General features: G+C 64.7%; 14 protein-coding genes. 6 read left to right on the top strand and 8 right to left on the bottom strand.

Annotated elements, in window-relative coordinates:
• Positions 1-21: 21 nt before the first annotated feature.
• Entirely contained in the window at positions 22-1,044 is a 1,023-nt protein-coding gene (locus K6G35_RS25235; protein WP_035883746.1) for an ABC transporter substrate-binding protein, read from the bottom strand.
• 62 nt (positions 1,045-1,106) lie between these two features.
• Positions 1,107-2,183 (bottom strand): LacI family DNA-binding transcriptional regulator, encoded by a 1,077-nt coding sequence (locus K6G35_RS25240; protein WP_008641397.1) that lies wholly within the window; start codon positions 2,181-2,183, stop codon positions 1,107-1,109.
• Between the two features lie 295 nt (positions 2,184-2,478).
• Here K6G35_RS25240 and K6G35_RS25245 point away from each other — a divergent pair, with 295 nt between their 5' ends.
• The 3 genes from K6G35_RS25245 to K6G35_RS25255 all read left to right on the top strand — a co-directional run bounded on the left by K6G35_RS25245 (position 2,479) and on the right by K6G35_RS25255 (position 6,346).
• The gene (locus K6G35_RS25245) at positions 2,479-4,059 is read left to right on the top strand and encodes a DUF1800 domain-containing protein (RefSeq protein WP_035883744.1); all 1,581 of its coding nucleotides are present in this window, start codon (positions 2,479-2,481) and stop codon (positions 4,057-4,059) included.
• A gap of 18 nt (positions 4,060-4,077) precedes the next feature.
• A complete protein-coding gene (locus tag K6G35_RS25250; protein WP_495676518.1) occupies positions 4,078-5,370 on the top strand; it encodes a DUF1501 domain-containing protein in 1,293 nt (430 codons plus the stop codon).
• Between the two features lie 211 nt (positions 5,371-5,581).
• Positions 5,582-6,346, top strand: coding sequence for an EAL domain-containing protein (locus K6G35_RS25255; RefSeq protein WP_008641393.1), 765 nt, complete (start codon positions 5,582-5,584; stop codon positions 6,344-6,346).
• A gap of 32 nt (positions 6,347-6,378) precedes the next feature.
• On the opposite strand, the gene K6G35_RS25260 is transcribed toward K6G35_RS25255, so the two are convergent.
• Positions 6,379-8,859: a penicillin-binding protein 1A gene (locus K6G35_RS25260; protein ID WP_495676519.1), complete on the bottom strand. Its 2,481-nt coding sequence runs from the start codon at positions 8,857-8,859 to the stop codon at positions 6,379-6,381.
• 316 nt (positions 8,860-9,175) lie between these two features.
• On the opposite strand from K6G35_RS25260, the gene K6G35_RS25265 reads away from it, so the two are divergent.
• Positions 9,176-10,237 (top strand): porin, encoded by a 1,062-nt coding sequence (locus K6G35_RS25265; RefSeq protein WP_495676520.1) that lies wholly within the window; start codon positions 9,176-9,178, stop codon positions 10,235-10,237.
• Between the two features lie 126 nt (positions 10,238-10,363).
• On the opposite strand, the gene K6G35_RS25270 is transcribed toward K6G35_RS25265, so the two are convergent.
• A complete protein-coding gene (locus K6G35_RS25270; RefSeq protein WP_008641381.1) occupies positions 10,364-10,678 on the bottom strand; it encodes a hypothetical protein in 315 nt (104 codons plus the stop codon).
• A 1,020-nt stretch (positions 10,679-11,698) separates the two neighbouring features.
• Between K6G35_RS25270 and katG the strand changes: the two genes are divergently transcribed.
• Together katG and K6G35_RS25280 are read left to right on the top strand one after the other, a co-directional pair.
• Positions 11,699-13,927, top strand: coding sequence for a catalase/peroxidase HPI (katG, locus tag K6G35_RS25275; protein WP_495677132.1), 2,229 nt, complete (start codon positions 11,699-11,701; stop codon positions 13,925-13,927).
• Positions 13,928-14,148: 221 nt separating this feature from the next.
• The gene (locus K6G35_RS25280; RefSeq protein ID WP_495676521.1) at positions 14,149-14,301 is read left to right on the top strand and encodes a hypothetical protein; all 153 of its coding nucleotides are present in this window, start codon (positions 14,149-14,151) and stop codon (positions 14,299-14,301) included.
• A gap of 4 nt (positions 14,302-14,305) precedes the next feature.
• Here K6G35_RS25280 and K6G35_RS25285 read toward each other — a convergent pair whose 3' ends face one another.
• The 4 genes from K6G35_RS25285 to K6G35_RS25300 are packed head-to-tail and all read right to left on the bottom strand — an operon-like array spanning position 14,306 to position 18,316.
• Positions 14,306-14,959: a DUF2459 domain-containing protein gene (locus K6G35_RS25285; protein ID WP_495676522.1), complete on the bottom strand. Its 654-nt coding sequence runs from the start codon at positions 14,957-14,959 to the stop codon at positions 14,306-14,308.
• Between the two features lie 4 nt (positions 14,960-14,963).
• Positions 14,964-16,190 carry a chromate efflux transporter gene (chrA, locus tag K6G35_RS25290; protein ID WP_495676523.1) on the bottom strand — a complete coding sequence of 409 codons (1,227 nt, stop codon included), beginning with the start codon at positions 16,188-16,190 and terminating at the stop codon, positions 14,964-14,966.
• A 48-nt stretch (positions 16,191-16,238) separates the two neighbouring features.
• Positions 16,239-17,612 (bottom strand): ATP-binding protein, encoded by a 1,374-nt coding sequence (locus tag K6G35_RS25295; protein ID WP_008641361.1) that lies wholly within the window; start codon positions 17,610-17,612, stop codon positions 16,239-16,241.
• On the bottom strand, positions 17,609-18,316 hold the full coding sequence (locus tag K6G35_RS25300) for a response regulator (protein WP_495676524.1): 708 nt from the start codon (positions 18,314-18,316) through the stop codon (positions 17,609-17,611). The genes K6G35_RS25295 and K6G35_RS25300 overlap by 4 nt, the downstream gene beginning before the upstream one ends.
• Positions 18,317-18,340 lie beyond the last annotated feature (24 nt).

The raw sequence follows: 18,340 nt of genomic DNA on the forward strand, positions 1-18,340 counted from the left end.
TGGAGTCTGGCGGCGCCTGGATCAGCGGACTTCCTTCAGGTACTGCTCGCTGAAGGCTTTCTGCACCTGAGCCATCTTGCCGAAGTCGACCGGCTTGGCGCGAGCGTACTCGGCGGCGGGCAGGAAGCGCGACTGCACGTCTTTCGGCATCGGCACGTTGCGCACCGGACGAAGGTAGGCGTTGGCCCACAGCGCCTGGCCCTGGTCGGACAGCACGAAATCAAGCACCTTGCGGCCTTCGGCGGCATGGGGCGCGTTGTTGACCAGGCTCATCACGTAGGGCACCACCAGCGTGCCTTCCTTCGGAATCACGAACGCCACGTTGGCGTGATCCTTGTACTTGGCGCGATAGGCGTTGAAGTCATAGTCGAGCAGGATGGGAATCTCGCCCGACAGCACGCGCGCATAGGCGGTCTGCTTGGGCACGATCGGCTGGTTCTTCTGCAGCTCGCGGAAGTACTTGAAGGCCGGGCCAAAGTTGTCCAGCGTGCCACCCATTGCCTGGTTCACCGCCACGGCGCCCACATAGCCGACGAAGGCGCTGGCCGGGTCGAGGTAGCCGATCAGGCCCTTGTACTCGGGCTTGAGCAAGTCAGCCCACGACTGCGGCACGGGCTTGCCACGCAGTGCGTCGACGTTGACCATGAACCCGAGCGTGCCGGAGTGGATCGCGAACCAGTTGCCCTGCGGGTCCTTGAGGCCGTCGGGAATGTCGTTCCAGTTGGCCGGCTTGTACCCCTGTGTCACACCATCGGCCTTGGCCTGGATGCCGAACGTCACGCCCAGGTAGGTGACGTCGGCCACCGGGCTGGCGCGCTCGGCAACCAGCTGCGCCAGCGACTGGCCGGAGTTCTTGTTGTCGAGTGGCACGGTGATGCCGGTCTTCTCCTTGATCGCGCGAATCTGCGCGGCCCAGTCGGCCCATTCGGGCGGGCAGTTGTAGCAGATGGCGGTTTGCGCGGCCACGCCCTGGCTGAAGGCCGCGGCGGTTGCGGTGATGGCCAGCCAGCGCAGCGGACGGCGCCAGAAGGATTGCGTCGACATGTGAAGCTCCCTGGTTGAAGGTTGAGACGGCAAGTGGTGCGTATGGCGCTTGTTGGCAGGTTTTATCGCGGCGCGCTGACGGTACCGTCAAGGCGCAGCATGTGTGGCAGCAGGAAAGCGCCTTCCGCTGCGTCATCGTGGTTCAGGTTGCGATGCTGGAGCCGTTGCAGAAGCTGGTGAACGGCTTGCGCGCCGATCTCGGCGTTCGGCTGCATGACGGTGGCCAGCGGCGGCTCCACCAGCGCGCCAAGCGCGATGCCGTCATAGCCGAGCACCGATACGTCGCCCGGCACGCGGCGGCCCAGCCGCTTGAGATCGGAAATCACGCCGATCGCCAGCAAGTCGTTGGTGCAGAAGAATGCGGTGGGGGCGTCGGCACGCGCCATCAATTCACGAATCTGTGTGGCATTGCTGGCCGTGTGCGAGGGCAGGCAGACCGGCTCGAGCGGCGTCAAACCATGCGCGCGCATCGCGTCCTCATAGCCCGCGAAGCGCTGCCGCGCGCGATCGGAGGCCATGAAGGCGCCGGAGATCACGGCGATGCGCCGGTGGCCCGCGGCGATCAGCGCCTTGACGCCCTCGCACGCGCTGACGCGGTTGTCCACGGACACCGAGTGCCGGCCTGGGACCGATACCTGGTTATAGGCCAGCACGTAGGGCACCGACTCCTTGTCGAGCTGGTCGAGAACGAGGCTCTGGGCGGCATCCGCAACGGTCAGCACCATGCCGTCGACACGGTGACGCAGCAGATACTCGATCCGCTCGCGTTCGCGTTCGGTGTTGTAACCGCTCGTGACAAGCATCAGCGAGTAGCCCGCGACCATCGCCGATTCCTCGATGCCGCGCCAGCATTCGGCGAATACCGCGTTTTCCAGCGTGGGCAGCATGACGCCGAGAATGCGGGTCTGCTGCGCGCGCAGCTTGGCGCCGAGCAGGTTGGGGCGGAACGACAGCCGCTGCGCGGCCTCGTGCACGCGCTTGGCGGTGGTGTCCCTGACGAGCTGGGGATGGCTGAACGCACGCGAGGCGGTGGCCAGCGATACCTTCGCCGCGAGGGCGACGTCGGCCAGTGTCACACCGTGGCCGGGCTCGGCGGAGGCAACGCTTTGCGGCAACACGGTTCGGCGGGACGTCGGCATGGGCTTCCTCGTCGGGGGTTGGGGGCACGCAGCGATGAAAACGTTTTCATTGAAGCGCCGAAAAATCAGGCGTCAAGGTTTTCCGTTGCTGCGATGCCGCATCGTCGATGCGATTCGCCCGGGCCCTGCGCCTGTGATGAACCCGGATTCTGGGATGCGAGTGTGACCGGGCGATGACAGGCCCAGGCGGAAAGCTCTCGTAACAGACTCGGTACCTTTGGCCGTCAACCAACCGCATCGTCCAGGCGTCAAACCGGCATTCCCATCTGTATCTGTCATAGAAGAGGGTGTCCTCATGGTTAACCCCAAGTCGAACGCGCGGAAGTGGCAGCGCCTGCTGGCGCTACTGGCCACGGCAACGTTCCTGGCGGCCTGCGCTCAGACGCCGCCATCTGGGGCGACGCAGCCCGGCAGCCTGTCGTCGGCCGACCTGCGCTGGCTGAATACGGTCAGCTTCGGCGCTGACCAGGCCAGCGTGCAGCGCCTCCAGACGATCGGACGCGAGCGTTATCTGGAAGAGCAGTTGCACACGCCGCTGGCAGACCCGCAACCGGTGGCGGCGGCAATCGCGGCGTTGCCTGTCAGCCAGGGCGACGCCGTGCAGCGCCAGCAGGCCGTGCGCGCCGAGCGGGAGCGCATCAACACGCTTACTGACGAAACCGAGAAACAGCAGGCGCGTCAGGCGATCAACCGCCAGACGCGGGAGCTCGTGCTCGACACCGAGCGTCGTCATCTGCTGAGGGCGTTGTACTCGCCCGGCCAGCTGCGCGAGCAGATGACCTGGTTCTGGATGAACCACTTCAGCGTCTATGCGGCCAAGGGGCAGGTCGGGTCGATGCTGCCCGAGTATGAGGAGCGCGCGATCCGTCCGCACGCGCTGGGCAAGTTCCGGGACCTGGTAATGGCGACGGTGACCTCGCCGGCCATGCTGGTGTATCTGGACAATGCGCAGAGCGCGGCCAATCGCATCAACGAGAACTACGCGCGCGAGCTGATGGAGTTGCACACGCTGGGCATATCGGGCGGACCCAGCGGCTCGCGCTACACGCAGCAGGACGTGCAGGAACTGGCGCGCGTGCTGACCGGGCTGGGCGTGAACCTGCGCGGAGAGCCGCCGAAGCTGGGGCCGGCGCGCGCGGCCATGTATCGCAGCGACGGGCTGTTCGAGTTCAATCCGAATCGCCATGATTTTGGTTCCAAGGTGCTGCTGGGGCAGCGCATCGAGCCGACCGGCTACAGCGAGGTGGAGCGGGCCGTGACCATCCTGTCGCGCGATCCGGCCACGGCGCGGTTCATCTCGGCGAAGCTGGCCACGTACTTCGTGTCCGATAGCCCGCCGCAGGCATTGGTCGACCGGATGGCCGCCACGTTCACGCGTACCGATGGCGATATCGGCGCGGTGCTGCGGACGATGCTGCTGTCGAAGGAGTTCGACAGTGCCGCGGCCCACGGGGCGCGCAAGTTCAAGGATCCGATGGTTTTCGTGGTCTCGTCGATGCGCCTGGCCTATGACGGGCGGCCGGTCACCAATCTGCGTCCGGTGATCAACTGGCTCAATCAGTTGGGCGAGCCGCTTTACGGGCACGTGACGCCGGACGGCTACCCGGCCGCCGAAAGCGCGTGGGCCAGTTCGGGCCAACTGGTGCGGCGCTTCGAGATCGCGCGGACCATCGGCAATGGCCCGGCGGGCCTGTTCACTGGCGAGGATGGCCAACCCACGCAGCGGCGTGGTTTTCCGATGCCGAATAGCCGCATGTTCTACGACACGATCGAAGCCACGCTGGGCCCCGCCACGCGCGGCGCGCTGGCGCAGGCTGGGTCTCAGCAGGAATGGAATGCCGTGTTGCTGAGTTCGCCCGAATGGATGCAACGTTGAATGCGCAAGGAGCATGTCATGAATCGACGTGATTGGCTCAGGACCCTGGGTGGCGCGGGGCTGGCCCTGACGCTGCCGACGATGTCGTCGCGCGTGTTCGCGCTGCCCGCGCAGGCCGATGCGCGCTTCTTGCTGGTGTTCCTGCGCGGTGGCTACGATGCGGCCAACGTTCTGGTGCCGGCGGGCAGCGACTTCTACTATGCGTCGCGGCCGACGATCGCCATCAAGCGTCCGGTGGCCGACGGTGCGTCGCCCGATCCGGCTGCGGCGCTGCCGCTGTCGGCAGACGGTTGGGCGCTGCATCCGGTACTGGGCGCGACGATGTTGCCGCTGTGGCAGCGCCAGCAACTGGCGTTTATCCCGTTCGCAGGGACCAGCGACATGTCGCGCAGCCACTTCGAGACGCAGGATGGTATCGAGGCCGGACTGGCGGGTGATGGGCATGGCGGCGGCATGCCACGCGGCAGCGGTTTCCTGAATCGACTGGCGCAGTCGATGGGTGGACAGGCGGCTCCGGTCGCGTTTACCGATGGCCTGCCGATGGTGATGTCGGGCGCGCTCAGCGTGCCGAACGTGTCGTTGAAGGGCACTGGACGCACGCCGTTTGACGCGCACCAGACCCAGATGCTGGCGCAGATGTACAAGGGAACGCGGTTCGAGTCGCTGATCGCCGAGGGCTTCGAACTGCGCCAGACGGTTGCCGAGCAGGCCGAGGCGATGCGAAAGCACGAGGCCGCGATGCGCAGCGCGGAAGGCGAGTCGATGTCGGGCCGCATGGAGGAAATGCAGGCGGCCAACCGGCGCGCGCTGAGCGCCCGTGGCTTCGAGCAGGAAGCCCGGCGCATGGCCGGGCTGATGCGCGATAAATTCAATATCGGCTTTATCGACGTGGGCGGCTGGGACACTCACGTCAATCAAGGCGGCGCGCAGGGTCAACTGGCGAACCTGCTCGACAACCTGGGGCGCGGCATTGCCGGATTCGCCGAGGAGATTGGCCCGACCTGGCGCAATACGACGGTGGTGGCGATCTCGGAGTTCGGCCGAACGTTCCGCGAGAACGGCACGCGCGGCACCGACCACGGCCATGGCACGGTGTACTGGGTGGCAGGCGGCAATGTACGTGGTGGCCGCATCGTCGGCGAGCAGGTCGCGGTGACTCAGGCCTCGCTCAATCAGAACCGGGACTATCCCGTGCTGAACGACTACCGCGCTGTGCTGGGGGGTGTCTTCCGTCGTCTGTATGGCCTGGACGATGCGCGTCTGGCGCAGGTGTTTCCGGGGACGCGCTCGCGGGATATCGGTCTGGTGTAGCGCAGCGGTTGTGGTGGCAAATGTGGTGGCAAATGCGGTGGCAGCCGGGGGTAGGGGGGGCGAAAGTAGGGGGTGATGCCCCCGTCAAGTAGGGTGCGTTGTGGCTCAAGTGGCAGCGGGGTTATGCCGATAGCTGCGGTGGGAGCGGACTCTTCCGATCACAAGATCCGCATGAACCAACGCCAGTTTGAGTGCAAGCCTTGTCGCCACCATGACGCCAACCATCGCCGATTGCCTCGAACAAAGGTACCTGCGACCGGTTTTCCAGCCGATCGGGTCGCTCGCCACTGGCGACATCCTCGGGTATGAGGCACTGATACGCGGGCCGGTGGGCACGCCGCTGGAGAACCCTGTCGCACTGTTCGCGGAAGCGGCCAGGGCGGGAGCGCTGGTGCGCATGGAGCGGCTTGCCGCGCGCACCGCGATTGCCGCATTCATGCAGGTGCGCCTGCCCGGCAAGCTATTCCTGAACTACAGCGCGGACTCCCTGCGTGATATCGAGGACACGCGGGAAGATGTGCGCAACTTCCTGCAGCGTGTGGACATACCTTCGGACCGCATCGTGCTGGAGCTGACCGAGCAGGCACCCCTGGGGCCGCTGGAGTCGCTGACCAAGGCGGTCTTCTCGATCCGCGCGCGCGGCGCGCAGTTCGCGCTCGACGACTACGGCACTGGGCATGCCAACCTGGGCCAGTGGATTGCGATGAAGCCCGATTACGTGAAAATCGCCCGCGTCGTCATCGACGGTATTGCCACGTCGACGTTCCAGCTCGAAGCCGTGCGCGCGCTGTGCAAGCTGGCGAAGCTCAGTGGCACGAAGCTGGTGGCCGAGGGCATCGAGCGCGTGGACGATCTGCTCGTGTGCCGCGAACTCGGTATCGACTATGCGCAGGGTTACCTGTTGGCACGTCCCGCCGAGGTACCGGCGCTGACGTTGTCGGAGGAGGCGCTGCGCGCGTTGCGCGTGGCGCCCTGAGTCACCAGCGTCTGGGTGTCTGTGTGGCTGTGTCAGTGCGCTGTAGCTGGCGCAGCATCCGACTGAGCCGGCTCGCCGGCCACCGAAGGTGCCACTGGCGGTGCGGGCGAGACCACCGGCACGGACGGCGCCGATGCCGGGATGGCAGGCGCGGTTGGAGCGGCCGGGGCGGCCGGGGCGCTTGCGGAAGACGACGGTGGCGTGGCTTCCACCACTTCACCTGGGTCGAGTGCCATACCGCCGTCGGCGATTGCCGCCGATGCGCTGGCCGGTGGCAAGGCGTCGTTATCGGTCTCCGGCAGTGCCGGACGGCGCGGCGCCGGACGTGGAACGGGCGCGGCCTCTTCCTTCTTGCCGGCACCGAACAGCTTCTGGTACCAGCCCTTGATCTGATCGGTAATCGCGGAGTACCAGGTCTTCTCGTCGGACTCCGCGAAGCGTACACGCGGGTCGATGATCCGCGCGCGCAGGGCCCGCTGGTAGAAGTCACCGACGATCGGCAGCGCGCTGTGTGCGCCCTGGCCCCAGTAGTCGCTACGTAGCGTCACGCGGCTGTCGTTGAAGCCGACCCATGCGCCGGCCACGAGCTGGGGATGCATCAGGATAAACCAGCCGTCGGCATTGTCCTGGGTGGTGCCGGTCTTGCCCGCCACGTCGGCGCGGATGCCGAAGCGCGTGCGGATCGCCGTGCCGGTGCCGCGGTCGATCACGTCGCGCATCACGTCGACGAGCGTCTCGTTGGCCGAGGTCGATAGCGCGCGTTGCGGTGACGGCTCGCGGAACTGCGCCAGCACATTGCCTTGCTGGTCCTCGATCCGCGTGACCATGGTCGGCGCGAGGTATTGCCCGCCATTGGCGATGGTGCCGTAGGCGCTGACCATTTCCTTGAGCGTTACCGGACTCGTGCCCAGCGCCAGCGATGGCACGGCTTCGAGCTTGCTGTCGCGCACGCCCATCGCACGGGCCAGTTGCGCCACGCGGTCCGCGCCAATCGTCTGCACCAGTTGGGCGGTGATCGTGTTCTTCGAATAGACCAGACCGTCACGCAGGCTCAGCGCGCGGCCCGTGGGCGGCGATTCATCGGTGGGGCGCCAGATTTCGCCACCGGCCAGCTTGATCTCGACCGGCTGGTCGATAAAGGTCTCGTCGGGACTCTGCCCGCGCGCGAACGCGGCGCCATAGACGAAAGGCTTGAACGTGGATCCGGGCTGGCGACGCGCCTGGGCCACGTGGTCGAACGCGTCGACCGTGAAGTCGCGGCTGCCGACCCAGGCCTTGATTTCGCCGGTTGTCGGGTCCATCGCCATGAAGCCGGCCTGGACGCGCGTCTTCTGCTCTCGCAGCGCCTGCATGAAGGGGCGATCGGCCATCAGGTGCTTCAGCGCGTCTTCCTCGCTCTGGCCGCCAGCCACCGCAGCGCGGAACTCCGGCGTTTCGCGCACGAATGCCTGCACCAGACCCCGGCTCTCGGACCATCCCGCGCGCGGTGCCCAGGCAGCGTTGGCGATCGATTGCAGCTGGTTGCCCTGGCGCGTCAGTGCCTGGGTGGCCATGGTCTGCAGGCGCGAGTCGATCGTCGTATGGATGACCAGGCCGTCGGTATAGAGGTTGTAGTCGTTGCGGTCAGCCCAGGTAATCAGCCATTTGCGCAGTTGCTGGGCGAAGTGGGGCGCGGGGCCGGGTGCCTCGATCTGGCGCTCGAAGTCGATGCGCAGTGGCCGCTTCTTCAGCGTCTCGAAGCGGGCCGGGTCGAGCTTGCCGCGTTTCACCATCTGGGCCAGCACGGTATTGCGGCGATCCAGCGCGCGCTCGGGGTTCAGCACCGGGTTGTAGTAGCTGTTGCCCTTGAGCATGCCGATCAGCGTCGCGGCTTCCAGCACGTCGAGCTTGTCGGCGGACTTGTCGAAGTACGTGCGCGCGGCCATCTCGATGCCGAACGCGTTGTACAGGAACGGCACCGTGTTGAGGTAGGTCTCGAGGATCTCGTACTTCGAGTAAAGCGCTTCGATCTTCAGCGCCGTGATCGCTTCCTTGAGCTTGCGCGTCAGCGTGGGCGCGCGACCGATCTCGTCCGGGTAGCGGTTGCGAGCCAGCTGCTGCGTGAGCGTGGAGCCGCCCTGGCGGTCACCGGAGAACGTATGCAGGGCGGCCGAGGCGGTGCGCCGCCAGTCGAGCCCGTGGTGCTGGTAGAAACGGTGGTCCTCGGTGGCGATCAGCGCGTCGACCACATAGGGCGAGATCTCGGAAAGCTTGACCCAGTCGCGGTTGGCCCAGCGGTAGACCGCGATTTCCTTGCCGTCGGCCGACAGCACCTGCGCGGGCTGTTCGGACTTGGCCTTGCGGATGTCGCTGATGCCCGGCGTGAAGGGGATCAGCAACAGGATATAGAGCAGCACCAGCGCCGGGATGGCGGCCACCGCCAGCACGACCTCGCGCCGCGTGGGACGGCGCAAATGCTGACGAATCAGCGACAGGCGTGAGGCGATGAAAGTCTTGATGGAATCCAGGCGCATTGACACAGGCACCGCGGTCCCGTTGCGCGTTGTCATCGGGGCGTCAAATGCCGTTCTCGGAAAAGTGTGAATGCTACCAAATTGTGGGCAGGGAAAACCCGGATCACGCATCGTCTGAAAGCACAACCCTCTATGAGGGTGGATTCCTGATATGGCAATAACTCTAGTTGCGACACAAGAATTTCATACTGGATTGGAATAATTGCGATGCGCCCCCATCGGTCGCCGCTCGACGGCGTTGTGTTGCAAGCACTTTCCGGACGACTGCGGAGCGGGGAAGCATCTCAATGTCTTAAACAAAACAGAGAAATTTACAGTGAAGAAAGCTCTATTTGCCTTGGCGGCTGCGGGTACGTGCGCCCTGTCCGGCGTTGCATCGGCACAAACCGCCTCGAACGTGACCCTGTACGGCATCGCCGACGCAGGTATTGAATTCGCTACCCACTCCCCGGGCGGCAACGGTGGTACCGCGGTGCGCGTGAGCTCGGGCAACATGTCCGGTTCGCGCTGGGGCCTGCGTGGCGTGGAAGACCTGGGCGGTGGCCTGAAGGGTATCTTCACGCTCGAGTCGGGTTTCGACATCGACACCGGTTTGTCCGGCCAGAGCAGCCGACTGTTCGGCCGCCAGGCCTTTGTGGGCCTGCAGGGCGGCTTCGGTGCCGTGACCCTGGGTCGCCAGCAGAACGCGCTGTATGACCTGTTCGGTGCCTACGACCCGATGGGCGTGGGTCCGAAGTACTCGCTGAACTCGGTTGACTCGGGCTTCAATGGCCGCGCCGACAACTCGCTCAAGTACACGGGCAAGTTCGGCGGCCTGACCGGCACCGGGTACTACAGCACGGGTGCCAACAATAACGGCGAAGTGCCGGGCAACTACAAGGCTGGTCGCGGATTCGGCGCCGGCCTGGCCTACACCGCCGGCGCCTTCTCGGTCGGCACCGCCTATGACCAGACTCAGAGCGGCACGCCGGCCATTTCGGACCGCGCCATCAAGCGTCTGGCCGTGGGTACGTCCTACGACTTTGGCCCGGCCAAGGTGTTCGCCGGCTATCGCTGGATGCGTGACGATGGCGTGGCCACGGCTGCTACTGCCGCCGCGCGCAACAATGTCTACTGGCTCGGCGGCCTGTACCGCGTGACCCCGGCCCTGTCCCTGACTAGTGCCGCGTACTACACTGATGCGCATGAGAGCAACAACGATTCGTGGATGTTCGTGCTGTCGGCCGATTATGCCTTCTCGAAGCGCACCGATGCCTACCTGAACGTGGGCTACGTGACCAACAAGGGCGCATCGAACCTGGGCCTGAACGGTGCTGGCACGGCTGTCGCCGGTGCCAACCAGACCGGCGCCATCGCAGGTATCCGTCACCGCTTCTAAGCAACCACGATCCGGCTAAAGGGAGGCACCGACAGGCGGGGCCTTTCCCCCCGTCCTGCCGGATAAAAAAACGCCCCTGGACCGACTTGGCGGCCCAGGGGCGTTCTTCGTTTTCAGCGGGGGCTTTTACTGGGCGGGGGGCAGCGCGGCGCGCGCATCATGATCGCGCAGGCGCTCCAGCGCGCGTGTCAGGCGGGCGCCTTCCTCCACGTCTGTGGTGGTGTGTAGCGTTTGCACCGCGTGCAGCAACTGTTTCTTGTCGGTCGCATTCATCTTGCCACCGGCTTCCATCGCTTCGAGTTCCTTGTCCACGCGTTTGCCAAGCTTGCGTACGAATTCGGGATCGAGCTGCCCCTGACTGGCACTGTGGGCAATGTGATAGATCAGGGCGGCCAGCCCCTCTGGAGTTGTCTCGGTCACGGCAACGGCATCGCGTTTCATACGTACTCTCCGGGAAGCAGGTTGTTTCATTCTAGCGAGTGGATGGCCCCACGATAACGGATGCAACAGAAATAAGCGTGTATCTGATCCGCGTGTGCAGTAACAAGCATTGCAGCGTCTTATTTCCTAAATATTGCAGGGTCAGAATGTCATCCGTTGTTGGCCCGCTGAATAAGTCGGGAATCCAGATGCGACCGGAGGGGTTGCCGCGGGCCGACTTCGCCATCGCCGGTATCTTCCATGGAGGCCCGCAGAGGCACCAGGATGGGCAGGTGGCGAGTTGACACAAAGTACGCGGGGCATGGAGCCGTCTTCCGAGACGGCTCTATTTGTTTCCGGACCACCACAGCCAGCTCGGCACTCTCTTTTCAGGGCGCTACCAACGCCCACCTCCTTTCGAGACCCCGCTCAGCAATCAACTGGCACGTCCGCGTCGCCAGGTTCATGACGCACGCTTGTCTCAGTCGTGCATCTGTCCACGCTGCGCATTGGCGTGATTGAAGCCAGTCCGGTCGGTCTTCGAATTTGATTATCGTCAATTGCACGATGACATTTTCGTAATGAATGAATTCTTGATTTCATGATGTGAATGTGGTTGCGATCGTTCACTGGATTTCATTTTTGGTGCCTATCTCCAATGAATACAGGTGCCTCCGTCGTCAGTAGGTGGTCGTGGAAATCAGGCGGGACGAATACTAGTGATTTCAAATTGCGTTGACTATCGGTTCAATTTAAATAATTGAATTATCGCAATGCCAATCTCAACGTAGAGTGCAAAGCACTTCAGTTCGATGCATTACCGAGATCGAAAAGGAAGTACGCGAGAGAAGCCAACCTATCTGCCCGGATGCAAGGAATCGGGGCGACCTGTTCCGTCAAGACGCGCTAGCGGCGGTCTAGGAGTCCCGTTCTCGGATTCCTCGGGTCTCCATTTGATCGTGCGAAATCCCCACCTTCATATCCATTCATTTGCGTGGCGGCAGCGGTTTTTGCAACCAATCACAAGGAGTTATTTGTTCCATGAACATCGTAAAAACTTTAAAACGTTCCGTGCTGGCTGTTGCGGTATCTGCTGCTATGTCAACCAGCCCGCTGATGGCACAAACGAACACGACGCCGAATAGCTTCTGGTGGCCAGAACAACTGGATCTGCGGCCGCTGCGGTTCAATTCAGCGGAATCCGATCCCATGGGTAAGGCCTTCAACTATGCGGAGGAATTCAAGACGCTGGATCTCCAGGCCGTGAAGCGGGATATCGCGGCCGTCATGAAGACCTCACAGCCCTGGTGGCCGGCAGACTTCGGCAACTACGGTCCGTTCTTCATTCGCATGGCCTGGCATGGCGCAGGTGTCTATCGCGTCCTCGACGGCCGGGGCGGTGCTTCCGGCGCCCAGCAGCGTTTCGATCCGCTCAATAGCTGGCCAGACAACGTTGGCCTGGACAAGGCGCGGCGTCTTCTGTGGCCGGTCAAGCAAAAGTACGGCAAGAAGATTTCCTGGGGCGACCTCATGGTTCTGGCCGGTAACGTTTCCCTGGAAGAGATGGGCTTCAAGACCTTTGGCTATGCCGGTGGGCGTGTGGACGACTGGGAACCCGAAATGGTGAACTGGGGGCCGGAGAAGAAAATGCTGGCCCACCAGCGCAGCGATGCGAAAGGTGCGCTGCAGAAGCCGCTCGCGGCGACGGAGATGGGTCTGATTTACGTGAATCCTGAAGGGCCGGGAGGAAAGCCTGACCCCTTGGCATCGGCGAAGGAGATCCGTGAGACCTTTGGTCGTATGAGCATGGATGATGTGGACACCGTGGCGCTCATCGCCGGCGGGCACACGTTCGGCAAGTCCCACGGCGCCCACAAACCGGCGGACTGTGTGGGCAAGGAGCCAGCCGCCGCGGGTATCGAAGAGCAGGGGCTGGGCTGGGTCAGCAAGTGCGGCACGGGCCATGGTGTGGATACCGTCAACAGCGGTCTGGAGGGCGCATGGTCGACCAACCCGACGCGCTGGACTCATGAGTTCCTGACATGGCTGTACAGCTTTGACTGGGAAACCACAACTGGCCCGGGCGGTGCGACTCAGTGGGTGCCCAAGAACAACGTCAGCGCCAATTTCGTTCCGGATGCCCACGATCCGAAAAAGCGGCACAAGCTGATGATGTTCACGACCGACATCGCGCTGAAGATGGACCCGGAATACCAGAAGATCTCAAAGCGCTTCCTTGAGAATCCGAAGGAATTCGAGGATGCGTTCGCGAGGGCGTGGTTCAAGCTCATGCACCGTGACCTGGGGCCGAAGTCACGCTACCTCGGTGCCGACGTACCGCAGGAAGATCTGATCTGGCAGGACCCAATCCCCAAGGTCGATCACAAACTGGTGGACGACAAGGACGTTGCCAAGCTGAAGGCCACCATCCTGGCGTCCGGCCTGACCACCCAGGAACTGGTCCGGACTGCGTGGGCGTCGGCGGCATCCTTCCGCGTGACGGATATGCGCGGTGGCGCCAACGGGGCGCGTATTCGCCTGGCACCGCAGAAGGACTGGGGGGTGAACGATCCGGCGGAGCTTGCCAAGGTACTGGGCCGTCTGGAAACCATTCAGAAGGACTTCAATCAGGCACAGAAGGGCAGTGGCAAGAAGGTCTCCCTCGCTGACCTGATCGTGCTGGGTGGCACGGCTGCCGTGGAAGAAGCGGCTAACAAGGGCGGTCACAAAATACAGGTGCCGTTCACACCGGGCAGGATGGACGCGTCAGCGGAACAGACGAGTGTCCAGTCCTTTGCGGTGCTTGAGCCGGTTGCGGATGGCTTCCGTAATTACTATGGCAAGCAGAGTCCCCGTTCTCCGGCCGAAATGCTGGTCGAACGTGCGAGCTTCCTGAACCTGAGAGTGCCCGAGATGACGGTGCTGCTCGGTGGCATGCGGGCGCTGGACGCCAATGCGGGAAGCTCCCGCTACGGAGTGTTTACGGATCGCCCCGGTACGCTGAGCAATGACTTCTTCGTCAACCTGCTCGACATGTCGACCAAATGGTCGAAGTCTTCTTCGGATGAGGGCATGTACGAGGGGCGCGATCGTGCGACCGGCAAGGTCAGGTGGCAGGCCACACCGGTCGACCTGATCTTCGGTTCGAACTCGGAGCTGCGTGCCGTCGCGGAAGTCTATGGCTCGGACGACAGCAAGGAGAAGTTTGTCCAGGACTTTGCCAAGGCATGGGTCAAGGTCATGAACCTGGATCGCTTCGATCGGCTGTGATCGGCTTTGATCGGATCGGCGCTGATAGTTGAACCGAGGGGCCCGATTCGACGCAATCCGCCGAATCGGGCCTGCGAACAAGTTGCTCCCGCTGATCATCGGGTCACTTGCCAGCGTCTTTTTGTTCACCCGCTGTAGGAGATAGGCCGATGGCGGTGCGCCAGTGCCGCTATCTATACTGGCCGCGTATTGTCTTTTTGCACATCCAGGAGGGACACACCATGTCCAGACTCATCGTGATCCTGATGCTGCCGATCTGCCTTGCCGGTTGCGTGTCGTTCAGCAGCAGCGATCCCAGTCCTCCACAGAAGACCACCGTGGTGACACCGGCCCCGGGTACCACGACAACGATCTGCAGCCCGGCGCCGTGCTAGTGGTCTAGCGCGCGGGCTGCGCAATCTGCCGGACTTGTCGCATGACACCGTCGGCGAACAGCACGGGACCAGGAATCGGGATGCCGGCCGCACGCAAGGCGTCGGCGGTCCAGGTATTGCAGGTATAGAAGCCGTCATAGTCCGCCGTGGCGCCGAAGTAGAGGCCACCTGGATAGGGACCCTCTCCAAGGCTGATCGGGGCGCCGGTACCGTCGGTCTGCACGGCGTTGCCCAGAAATTCCCGTAGCCGTTCCATGCCGGGCTCGCCGACGTCGAGCCGCACCACGTTGTCCGCGCCGAATGCGGCGGCCGGCGTATCGCGCAGGACCGTCAGCAGGATGGCGCCTGCGCCTGGGAGCAGCGCCGACAGCAGCGTCATCGGGCCGCGCTCGCGACTGAGCAGGTAGTGTCGATCGCCAAAGCCGAAGCACAGGTAACGCGAGCCCTCGTACCCGACCACCAGCCGCATCAGGCGCGTATCCGCATCCTCGGTGCGGATGCAGACGTCGGTGTGCCAGTCGCGCTCGACCACGTCGATGGTGGTGGCCGGGTCATTCGCAGCAGGGGTTTCGGTGGAGGCGGCGCAGCCCGACAGCAGCGTGATCAGCGCGGCGATTGCCACGCGGGCGCAAGGGCGAGCCAGCCCCGCGCGCTTCATTGGCTCAGGCCACCCCGCCCACATGCATCCCCCAGCCCGCCAGCGCGCAACCCGTCACCACGGCCCACGGCGGCACGCGCCACACGGTCAGCGCCGCCAGCGCGAGCAGTGCGAGCGCGAAATCGGCGGGGGCATGGATCGCGCTGGTCCAGACCGGCTGATAGAGCGCGGACAGCAGCAGGCCGACCACGGCCGCGTTGACACCCGCGAGCGCCGCGCGTGTGCCAGCATGGCGGCGCAACCGCTCCCAGAACGGCAGGGCGCCGAAGACCAGCAGGAAAGACGGCGCGAAAATCGCCAACAGGCACACGATGCCGCCGATCCAGCCAGTCGGCGCGGGACCACCGGCTGCGCCGAGGAACGCCGCGAACGTGAACAGGGGGCCCGGTACTGCCTGCGTTGCGCCATAGCCGGCCAGGAAGGTGTCGTTGTCGACCCAGCCTGTGGGTACCACTGCCGCCTGCAGCAGCGGCAGTACCACGTGTCCGCCGCCGAACACCAGCGCGCCGGCACGGTAGAACGCATCGACCAGCGCCAGGGCATGGTTCGGAATCATGCTGGCAACCACGGGCAGGCCAGCCAGCAGTCCCGCGAACAGCAGCAGGAATCCGATTGCCGCGCCATGCCCAACGGGTATCGACAGTGGTTCGTGTGGCGGGACCTGTGCGGTGCGGAAGCGCTGCGCGCCGACCATCCCGGCGACCACCATCACACCGACCTGGCACCACGGCGAGGGGATCAGTGTCACGGCCACGGAGGCGAGAATCATCAGCGTGATGCGCGGAGCGTCGGGGCACAGCGAGCGTGCCATGCCCCAGACCGCCTGCGCGACCACCGCCACTGCCGCCACCTTGAGCCCGTGCAGCGCGCTTGGCGGCACCAGATTGCCGTAGTGCGACAGGCCCAGCGCGAACAGGATCAATGCGATGGCCGATGGCAGTGTGAAGCCGACCCATGCGGCCAAGGCGCCGGGGTAGCCGGCCCGCGACAGACCGACCACCATGCCTACCTGGCTGCTGGCGGGGCCGGGCAGGAACTGGCACAGCGCGACGATATCGGAGTAAGCGTGTTCGCTGAGCCAGCGACGGCGCGTGACGAAGGCGTCGCGGAAGTAGCCCAGATGGGCGACCGGCCCGCCAAAGGAGGTGAGACCGAGCCGCAGGAAGACGAGGAAGACCTCCCAGGCGCTTTGGGTGGCGCGATTGGTTTCGGAGGCGCGGAGCGTGCTCATGCCGGAAGCTGGTTCTGACGATTTCCAGTCATTGTGGGCCAATGCCGATCAATACATGCCATTGAGCCGGATGGCGGCCACCAGTCCACTGCCGTCGCCATCCTGACGGTTGGCGAATTCCAGCGCGAGCCCATGCAGCACGGCCACGCGGCGCGCGATCGAGATCCCGAGTCCGTTACCTTGCTCCTGCTGGCCTGCCGCGCGGAAGAAGCGGTCACCGAGCCGCCGCAGCAGTTCCGGTGCCACGCCGGGTCCACGATCGGACACGGTAATCCGGTCCGGTTCGAACGCCAGCGTCACCACCGTGCCAGCCGGACTATAGCGAATGGCGTTGTCCACCAGATTACGAAGCATCGTGCCGAGCAGTGTCGGGTCGCCGTTGACAGGTAGCGGTTGCTGGCCTGCCGGCGGCCACAGCACTTCCATATCGACGTTGCGCCGTTCGGACAGCAGCAGGCAATCCGACAGCACCTGCCGCGACACCTCCCGCCAGTCCACCGGGCCGCGCGTGGGCGGTGCCTCTTCGTCCTCGAGCCTGCTCATCGTCAACAGTTGCGAGACCAGCCGGCTCATACCGTCGATGCCGGCCTCGACGTTGGCGGCGGCGCGGGACCGCTCGGCCGGATCGTCGGAGCGGCGTGCGACTTCCCACTGGGCCTTCAGGGCCGCCAGCGGCGTGCGCAGTTCGTGCGCGGCATCGGCGGTCAGGCGGCGTTCATGCTCGAGCAGCGCCGTGGCGCGGCTCAGCAGCTTGTTCATCTCCGTCACCAGCGGCACGAGTTCGCGCGGCACCTCGTGCAGTGTCAGCGGGGTGGGATCGCCTGGCACGCGCGCGGCAATGGCCTTCGACAGCGTCAGCACGGGATGCAGGGCGCGGCTCACGCCCCAGAGCAGCAGCGTGGTCAGTAGCGGCAGCCCAAAGACCCAGGGCAATACCTGCGCCTGCAGATACGCGACGATCAGTTCGCCGCGCTCGGCCTTGACCTGACCGACGCAGACGCGCCAGCCTTGTGCCGGGTCGTTCAGGTAGTAGAGCCGCCAGGGCACACCGTCGATCTCGCGCTCGGTGAACCCCTGGACGTCGGGCAGCAGGGGCAGGTGATCTCCGTCCGGGTCGATGTGCAGGGGCTCCCCGTCGGGGCGCCATGCGGCGATCGCCAGATCGCCAAGCCCGGCCGACCCCTCGTCGACCAGATCGGCATCTCCGGGGATCGGCCCGTTCCCCGACGGCGGCGCTGGCGAGGTTTGCGTATGCACGCGCGGCAGCAGCGCCTGCATCTGCTGGGCCATGCGGACCATCGCGGTGTCATAGAGCTCGTTGATTTCTTCCTGGGCGCTCAGGTAGATCAATGCGCTGGTCAGTACCCATGCAAACGTCACGGCGGCCAGGACGGCCAGGATCAGCCGCCGCCGCAGCGTCATGCGCGATCCTCGCCTTCAGGTTCCGAGGTGCCGATCTCGATCGCCTCGAGCGTGCCCAGGGTGTAGCCGGCCCCGCGCAGCGTGCGCACGATGCCGGGATGGAGCTTCTTGCGCAGGTGATGGATGTGGACTTCCAGCGTGTTGCTCTCCGAGCCCTTGTCCCAGTCATAGAGCTTGTCGCGCAGGAATTCGCGCGTCAGCACGCGGTTGGGGTAGGTCAGCAACAGTTCCAGCAGCATGGATTCCCGGCTGGTCAGGTCCACGGCCTTGCCGTGCCAGAGCGCCAGGCGCGCAGCGGGCTGGTACTCGAGCGGGCCATGGCGCCAGACGGGCTCAGGCATCCCGGCCGCGCGGCGGGTGACCGCGCGAAGGCGGGCGGCCAGTTCGTCCAGCTCCACTGGCTTGACCAGGTAGTCATCGGCGCCAGCGTCTAGCCCGGAGATCCGGCTGGCCACGGCATCGCGCGCGGTCAGCACCACGACCGGCATCTGTCGGCCCTGCTGGCGCCAACGGCCGAGCAACGCCACGCCATCGTCGTCTGGCAGGCCAAGGTCCAGCACCACGGCGTCGTAGTGCATCATGCCGATGGCACGGTCGGCTTCGGCGGCGGTGCCGAACCAGTCCACGGCATGACCTATCAGTTTCAGGCCGCGCTGGAGCCCGTCGCCGAGCATCGGGTCGTCTTCAACAATCAGGATTCGCATCTTATAGTGACTGAAACGGCTGTT

This window comes from Cupriavidus sp. HY129 (genome assembly GCF_059492215.1).